Source organism: Streptomyces sp. B1866 (genome assembly GCF_031932565.1).
Taxonomy (GTDB): domain Bacteria; phylum Actinomycetota; class Actinomycetes; order Streptomycetales; family Streptomycetaceae; genus Streptomyces.
The window spans coordinates 1-7,798 of the sequence record NZ_JAVSCF010000290.1; the positions used below are offsets into that span (position 1 = coordinate 1).

Genomic DNA, 7,798 nt, shown 5'->3' on the forward strand with positions numbered 1-7,798 from the left:
ACCGTCCACCCGCCGCCGGGGCAGCCCGCCGGGCGCCGCGGCGCGGACGCGACGCCGACGGCGGGGCCGGAGCGCCACCCGCGGAACGCGGGCGCCGGGCCGCCGGGTCGGCTGACCGGCGGGCGCTGGGGCAGGCGGCCGGGTCCCGTCACCGCGCGCGGATCCGCAGTCCCCGGGGAGTGGCGTGGAAGCCCGCCGCTTCCAGGGCCGGGGCGAGCGCGGAGGACAGGGCGGGGGCGCCGTTGACGCGCTCGACGGTGACCGTGCCGAGGCAGCCCGCGCGGGCCGCCCCGGCCAGCGCCTCGACCGCCGCGCGGAGCGGTCCGCCAGGCGGCGCGGGAGCGGCCTGGTTCTCGTCCGCGGACCAGGCCAGCAGCGACTTGCCGCCGCGCTCCACGTACAGCACCAGCTCGCCGTCGACCAGGACGACCAGCGCGCCCGCCTTGCGGCCCGGCTTGTGCCCGGCATCCGTCGGCGGATCGGGCCAGGGCAGCGCCGCGCCGTACGCGTTCGCGGGGTCGGCCGCTGCCAGGAGCACGGCCTGCGGGGGGGCGCCGGTCGCCGGACCGCCGTCCCCGTACTGGCCGCCGTCCCCGTACGGGCCGGTGCCGCCGTACGGCGGGTGCCCGGCGGCAGGCGCGGGCGGGCGCCCGAAGGCCGTCGCCGGATCCGTGCCCCGGCCGGCCGCGGCACGGTCCCGGGCGGCGGCGACCGCGCGCAGTCGGTCCACCGCCCCGTCCATCGCGAACTGGGCGGCGCCCAGGCCCTCCACCACGTACCCGCGGCGGGCCTGGCCGCTCTCCTCGAACGCGGACAGCACCCGGTAGGCGGCGGCGAACCCGCCCTCGACCCCCTCGGCCGCGACCGCCCCGCGCGTGACCACGCCGTGCCGGTCGAGCAGGGTGCGTGCCAGCGCGTGGGCGCGGTGGGTGGGCTCCGGCTCCCGCTCGGGCAGCAGGGACCAGCGGCCCGCGACGGTCGGCGGCGGCGCCGCGCGCGCGGCGGCGGGACGGCCCGTGCGGCCCATGAGGCCGCCGTACCGGCCGCGGGGCACGGCGCGCCGGGCGCGGTGGGCGGTGGAGCCTGCCGTGCGGCCGGAGCCGAGGAGGGAGCGCAGCGGTGCGAGGGTGTCGCCGGTGACCCGGCCGGTCCAGACCAGGTCCCACAGGGCCTCGGTGAGCCGGGGGTCGGGCACCTCCTGCCCGGTGGCCCGCACGTGGTCGGCGATCTGCCGGAAGAACAGGCCGTAGCCGCCGACCAGGGCGTCGAGCACGGCCTGGTGGACGGGGCTGGTCTCCAGCGGGTGCGGGGGGTGCAGCAGCAGGGGCGCGGTGTCGGCCAGGTGCAGGGCGATCCAGCCGTCCTTGCCCGGCAGCGCCCCGGCACCCGCCCAGACGACCTCTCCGGCGGCGGTGAGCTCGTCGAGCATCGTCGGTACGTAGCCGCCCACGCGGGAGGGCAGGACCAGGTTCTCCAGGGCGGAGGCGGGCACCGGGGCGCCCTGGAGCTGCTCGACGGCGCGCGCCAGGCCGTCCAGGCCCCGCAGGCTGTGCGATCCCGCCGGGCGCTTCCCCGCCGTCCGGCCCGCCGCCGCCCGGCCCGCCGCGGCGCTCGGCGGCGGGCCGTCCGCCGGGCCCCGCGACGGCAGCGGCCCGACGTGCTGCCACTGCGGGAGGAAGGCGGCGAGCGCGGCCGGCGGCACCGGCTCCAGCTCCTGGCGCAGCGCGGCCAGGGAGCGGCGGCGCAGCCGCCGCAGCACCGCCGCGTCGCACCACTCCCGGGCTCCGCTCTCGCGCGCCTCCCCGCCCTCCGCCGCACCCTGCGGCCGGGGCGCGGCGAAGGGCCGGAACTCGCCCTGGACGACGCGGCCCGTGGCGGCCAGGCGGTGCAGCGCGCCGTCGGTGACGGCCGTGCCCAGACCGAAGCGGGCGGCGGCCTGCGCGGAGGTGAACGGGCCGTGCGTGCGGGCGAAGCGCGCGAGCAGGTCGCCCAGCGGATCCCTGACCGGCTCGGTGAACGCCTCGGGCACGCCCACCGGCAGCGCCGTCCCCAGCGCGTCGCGCAGCCGGCCCGCGTCCTCCACGGCCGCCCAGTGGTCCTGCCCGGCGACACGCACCCGCAGGGCGCGGCGGGCCGCCGCCAGCTCCTCCGCCCACGCGGGCTCGGCGCCGCGCTCGGCCAACTCGGCGTCGGTGAGCGGGCCGAGCACCCGCAGCAGGTCGGCGACGCCCTCGGCGTCCTTGACCCGCCGGTCGTCCGTGAGCCACTGAAGCTCCCGCTCCAACTCGGTGAGCACGTCCGGGTCGAGCAGCTCCCGCAGCTCGGCCTGGCCCAGCAGCTCCGACAGCAGCCGCGAGTCCAGCGACAGGGCGGCGGCGCGGCGCTCGGCCAGCGGCGAGTCCCCCTCGTAGAGGAACTGCGCCACATAGCCGAACAGCAGCGAACGGGCGAACGGGGACGGCTCCTGGGTGGTCACCTCCACCAGCCGCACCCGCCGCGCCTCGATGTCGGCCATCAGCTCGGTGAGCCCGGGCACGTCGAACACGTCCTGAAGGCACTCGCGGACGGTCTCCAGGACGATCGGGAACGAGCCGAACTCGCTCGCCACCTCCAGCAGCTGCGCGGCACGCTGGCGCTGCTGCCACAGCGGGCTGCGCCGGCCCGGGTCGCGGCGGGGCAGCAGCAGGGCGCGCGCGGCGCACTCCCGGAAGCGGGCGGCGAACAGCGCCGAGCCGCCGACCTGGTCGGTGACGATCTGGCTGGTCTCGCCCTTGCCGAACACCACGTCGGCCGCGCCCACCGGGGACCGGTCGGCGTCGTACTCCGTGCCCCGGTCGGCCGGGTCCGCGTCCAGCAGGTCCCAGTCCGCCGGTTCGGCGTCGGGCAGGCGCAGCACGATGCCGTCGTCGGCGTGCATGACCTGGGCGTCCATGCCGAACCGCTCGGCGAGGCGGGCCCCCAGGGCCAGCGCCCAGGGGGCGTGGACCTGCGCGCCGAACGGGGAGTGGACGACCACCCGCCAGTCGCCCAGCTCGTCCCGGAACCGCTCGACCACGATCGTCCGGTCGTCCGGCACGTGCCCGCAGGCCCGGCGCTGCTCGTCCAGGTAGGCGGTCACGTTGTCGGCGGCCCAGGCGTCCAGGCCCGCGCGCAGCAGCCGCTCCCGCGCCGCCTCGGGCGCCAGGCCGCCGATCTCGCGCAGGAACGCGCCCACCGCGCGGCCCAGCTCCAGGGGCCGGCCGAGCTGGTCGCCCTTCCAGAACGGCAGCCGGCCGGGCACCCCGGGCGCGGGGGTCACCAGGACCCGGTCGCGCGTGATGTCCTCGATCCGCCAGGAGGTGGTGCCCAGGGTGAACACGTCCCCCACGCGGGACTCGTAGACCATCTCCTCGTCCAGCTCGCCGACCCGGCCGCCGCCGCGCTTGGGGTCGGCGCCCGCCAGGAAGACCCCGAACAGGCCCCGGTCGGGGATGGTGCCGCCCGAGGTGACCGCCAGCCGCTGGGCGCCGGGCCGGCCGGTGACGGTGTGGGCGACGCGGTCCCACACCAGACGCGGGCGCAGCTCGGCGAAGGCGTCGGACGGATAGCGGCCCGCGAGCATGTCCAGGACCGCCGTGAACGCGGACCGCGGCAGCGAGGCGAAGGGCGCGGCGCGGCGCACCACGGCCAGCAGCTCGTCCACGTCCCAGGTGTCCAGGGCGGCCATGGCGACGAGCTGCTGCGCGAGCACGTCCAGCGGATTGGCCGGGACGCGCAGCGCCTCGATGGCGCCCTGCCGCATCCGCTCGGTGACCACCGCGGCCTGCACCAGGTCGCCGCGGTACTTGGGGAAGACCACGCCGGTGGACACCGCGCCCACCTGGTGCCCGGCGCGGCCCACGCGCTGCAGGCCGGAGGCCACCGACGGCGGCGACTCGACCTGGACCACCAGGTCCACCGCGCCCATGTCGATGCCCAGCTCCAGGCTGGAGGTGGCCACGACGGCGGGCAGCCGGCCGGCCTTCAGGTCCTCCTCCACCAGCGCCCGCTGCTCCTTGGACACCGAGCCGTGGTGCGCGCGGGCGAGCAGCGCCGGCGCGCCCCTGGCCGCACCGGCCTCGCCCATCATCTCGGCGGGGGAGTGGTGCTCGGGCAGGGCCTCGCCGGTGGCCCGCTCGTAGGCGATCTCGTTGAGCCGGTTGCACAGCCGCTCGGCCAGCCGCCGGGAGTTGGCGAAGACGATCGTCGAGCGGTGGGCGGCCACCAGGTCGGCGATCCGCTCCTCGACATGCGGCCAGATCGACGGCCGCTCGCCCGCCTCCCCGTCCTGGACGGGTGAGCCGCCCAGCTCGCCCAGGTCCGCCACGGGCACGACCACCGACAGGTCGAACTCCTTGCCGGAGGGCGGCTGGACGATCTCCACCGCGCGCCGCGGCGACAGGTAGCGCGCCACCTCCTCCACCGGCCGCACGGTCGCCGACAGGCCGATCCTGCGGGCGGGCCGGTCCAGCAGCTCGTCGAGGCGCTCCAGGGACAGCGCGAGGTGTGCGCCGCGCTTGGTGCCCGCGACGGCGTGCACCTCGTCCACGATGACCGTCTCCACGCCGCGCAGCGCCTCCCGCGCCGAGGCGGTGAGCATGAGGAACAGCGACTCGGGGGTGGTGATGAGGATGTCGGGCGGGCGGACGGCCATGGACCGGCGCTCGGCGGCGGGCGTGTCGCCTGAGCGGATGGCCACCCGGATGTCCGGCTCGGGCAGCCCCCGCCGCACGCACTCCTGGCGGATGCCGGTCAGCGGGCTGCGCAGGTTGCGCTCGACGTCCACCGCGAGGGCCTTCAACGGCGACACGTACAGCACGCGGCAGCGCCGGGCGGGCTCGGCGGGCGGCGCCCCGGTGGTCAGCCGGTCCAGGGCCGCGAGGAAGGCGGCCAGCGTCTTGCCCGAGCCGGTCGGGGCGACGACCAGCACGTCCGACCCCGCGCCGATCGCCCGCCAGGCTCCCTCCTGGGCCGCCGTGGGCGCGGTGAAGGCCCCGGTGAACCACCCGCGGGTCGCCGGGGAGAAGCCGTCGAGCGCTGTCCTCGCCATGTCCCCCATCGTGCACCCCGCCACTGACAACCGGCCCGGGAGCCGACCGAGGCGGCTCGCCGTCCGGCCTCTTCTGCCCGCCGCACGGCCGCCCGGCACGGGGCGTCCGGGCCGGGCGGCCGCGGACGCCGCCGGCCGTTTCCGGGCCCGGTCGCGCAGAATGGGAGCCGTGATCGAGCGGGCCGGACGGGCCGGACGGGAGAGCGCGCGGCACTGGCGGTACCCGCGGCTGCCCGGCGTCGACCTGCTGCGGGCCCGCTACATCCACAAGTCCTTCGCCCGGCACACCCACGAGTCGTTCGTCATCGCGGCGGTCACCGCGGGCGTCGAGGAGTTCCACCACCGGGGCGACATCGTGCGGGTCGGCCCGGGCGGGCTCGCCCTGGTCAACCCCGACACCCCGCACACCGGCCACGCCGGGGCGCCCGGCGGCTGGACGTACGGCGTGCTGTACCCGTCGGCCGCCCTGGTGGCCGCCGTCGCCGCGGAGACCACCGCCCTCCGCGGCGCGGCCGGCTTCCGGACGCCGGGCGTCCACGACCCGGAGGCGGCCCGCCTGGTCACCGAGGTGCTGCGGGCCGCCGAGGAGGACGACGCGCTCGCCGCCGACAGCCTGCTGCGCGTCGTCGTGGCCCGTCTGCTGCGCGACCACGGCGCCGCGCTGCCCGCCCGTACGCCCCCGGCGGCGGGCGCGCGGGGGGCGGCCCGGGCCCGGGCGATTTTGGAGGAGCGGATGGCCGACCCGCCGACCCTGGCCGCGCTCGCCGCCGAGCTGGGCACCGGCCCGTTCGCCCTGCTGCGCGCCTTCCGCGCCGCGTACGGCATGCCGCCGCACACCTGGCTCACCGACGCCCGCGTGCGCCGGGCGCGCCACCTGCTGGACGCCGGGTCGACGCCCGCCGACACCGCCGCGGCCGTGGGTTTCACCGACCAGTCCCACCTCAGCCGGCACTTCGCGCGCATCGTCGGGGTGCCGCCCGGCGCGTACCGGAAGGAGCGCGCGGCGACGCGGGCGCTCCAGCCGTGAGCGGGGAGCGCGCGACACCGGCCGTGCGCTGAGGGCAGACGGGGAGCGCCCGGCGGGCAGTGGGCGAGCGGGCGTGCGGGGCGGGCGCGGCGCCGACGAGCGCAACAACGTACAAGACCCGCGCGGGAGCCCGCCCCTAGGGTGCGCCCGTGACAGAGCAGACCGACCAGCACCAGACCGGCCAGAACAAGACCGGCCAGACAGAGACCGGCCAGAACAAGACCGGCCAGGACCGGACCGGCAGCGGCCACGCCGGGCGGATACGGGCCGGGCACGCGCGGGCCGAGCCCGCCCGGCACCCGGAGCGGCCCGCCGCTCCGTCCGGACCCGGTTCCCCGGCCGGACAGCGAGCCGACGGCGCGGGCGCGCCCGGGACGGGGACCGGGACCGTGGTCCGCGACGCGCTCGGGGTGGGCACCGCCGTCGGGCTCTCGGGCTTCGCCTTCGGCGTGGCCTCGGCGGACGCCGGCCTCGGTGTGCTCCAGACGTGCGCCCTGAGCCTGTTGGTGTTCACCGGAGCCTCGCAGTTCGCGCTCGTGGGCGCGCTGGCCGGAGGCGGCGGCCCGCTCGCCGCCGCCGCGGGTGCCCTCTTCCTGGGCGTGCGCAACGCCTTCTACGGCCTGCGGCTGTCCGGGCTGCTGGCGCTGCCCCGGTCCGTACGTCCGCTGGCCGCCCACTGGGTGATCGACGAGACCACCGCCGTCACCCTGGCCCAGTCCGGCCGGCGGGCCGCGCGCCTGGGCTTCGCGGTCACCGGCCTGAGCCTGTACGTCCTGTGGAACCTCACCACGCTGATCGGCGCCCTCGGGGCGTCCGAACTCGGCGACACCCGGGCGTGGGGCCTGGACGCGGCCGGGCCGGCCGTGTTCCTCGCCCTGCTCGCGCCCATGCTGTCCGGCGCCCTGGAGCGGGCCGTGGCGGCCCTGGGTGTGCTGCTCGTCCTGGTCTGCGTCCCCTTGCTGCCGGCCGGGGTGCCGATCCTGGCGGCGGCGCTCGCCGCACCCGCCGTGCTCGCCGTCCACGGGCGCGCCGCCCGCGGCGGGGCCGGAAGGAGGGCCCGGTGACCACCTGGACCGCCGTCGCCGTGACCGCCGCGGGCTGCTACCTGGTCAAGCTGCTCGGCCTGTCCGTGCCCGCGGGCCGGCTGGAGCGCCCGGCCGTGCGGCGCCTGGCCGCCCTGGTGCCGGTGGCCCTGCTCGCCGCGCTCACCGCCCAGCAGACCTTCGGCGACGGACGGGACCTGCTGCTGGACGCGCGGGCGGCCGGGCTCGGCGCGGCCGCGTTCGCCCTGCTGCTGCGCGCCCCCTTCCTGGTGGTGATCGCCGCCGCCGTGGTCGCCGCCGCCGCCGTACGGGCCCTGTGACGGCGTCCCGCGCGGGCGGCGCAAACGTCCGGCGCCGGCCGGCCGTCCGCGGTCAGATGTCCCGGCCGTACGCGCGCAGCGCCAGCAGGGCGTCGATGGTCACGATCGGGCGCCACTCCAGAGCCGGACCCGGCGCCCAGGCCCGCCAGCCCATCGGCCAGCCGCCGTCCTCCCGCTGCGCGGCCGCGAGGAGGTCCAGCGACCGGTCCATCTCCGCGTCCGTGAACCAGCGGCGGGCCAGCGAGTCGGGGGTGCGCGCCAGGTCGTGGGGCAGGGGGCGGCGCCCGGCCGGGGACCGGGGGCGGCGCGGGGGCTGGCCGGCGCCCCGCGCGGGCGGCGG

The 7,798-nt window shown here is 78.6% G+C and carries 4 protein-coding genes and 1 pseudogene; 3 read left to right on the top strand and 2 right to left on the bottom strand.

From position 1 onward, the window contains the following. Positions 1-148: 148 nt before the first annotated feature. Positions 149-5,068: an ATP-dependent helicase gene (locus RKE29_RS25995; protein ID WP_312008085.1), complete on the bottom strand. Its 4,920-nt coding sequence runs from the start codon at positions 5,066-5,068 to the stop codon at positions 149-151. A gap of 169 nt (positions 5,069-5,237) precedes the next feature. Here RKE29_RS25995 and RKE29_RS26000 point away from each other — a divergent pair, with 169 nt between their 5' ends. The 3 genes from RKE29_RS26000 to RKE29_RS26010 all read left to right on the top strand — a co-directional run bounded on the left by RKE29_RS26000 (position 5,238) and on the right by RKE29_RS26010 (position 7,458). Next, positions 5,238-6,095 carry an AraC family transcriptional regulator gene (locus tag RKE29_RS26000; RefSeq protein ID WP_312008086.1) on the top strand — a complete coding sequence of 286 codons (858 nt, stop codon included), beginning with the start codon at positions 5,238-5,240 and terminating at the stop codon, positions 6,093-6,095. Positions 6,096-6,244: 149 nt separating this feature from the next. Continuing rightward, on the top strand, positions 6,245-7,159 hold the full coding sequence (locus tag RKE29_RS26005; RefSeq protein ID WP_312008087.1) for an AzlC family ABC transporter permease: 915 nt from the start codon (positions 6,245-6,247) through the stop codon (positions 7,157-7,159). Further along, positions 7,156-7,458, top strand: a complete 303-nt coding sequence (locus RKE29_RS26010) for an AzlD domain-containing protein (RefSeq protein ID WP_312008088.1) — start codon at positions 7,156-7,158, stop codon at positions 7,456-7,458. The genes RKE29_RS26005 and RKE29_RS26010 overlap by 4 nt, the downstream gene beginning before the upstream one ends. 52 nt (positions 7,459-7,510) lie before the next feature. Here RKE29_RS26010 and RKE29_RS26015 read toward each other — a convergent pair. After that, positions 7,511-7,798 (bottom strand): annotated as a pseudogene (locus RKE29_RS26015) (hypothetical protein); the annotation flags it as partial.

Excerpts from the sequence above, each read along its gene's own strand:
- RKE29_RS25995 (WP_312008085.1), bottom strand. The coding sequence starts at position 5,068 with ATGGCGAGGACAGCGCTCGACGGCTTCTCCCCGGCGACCCGCGGGTGG.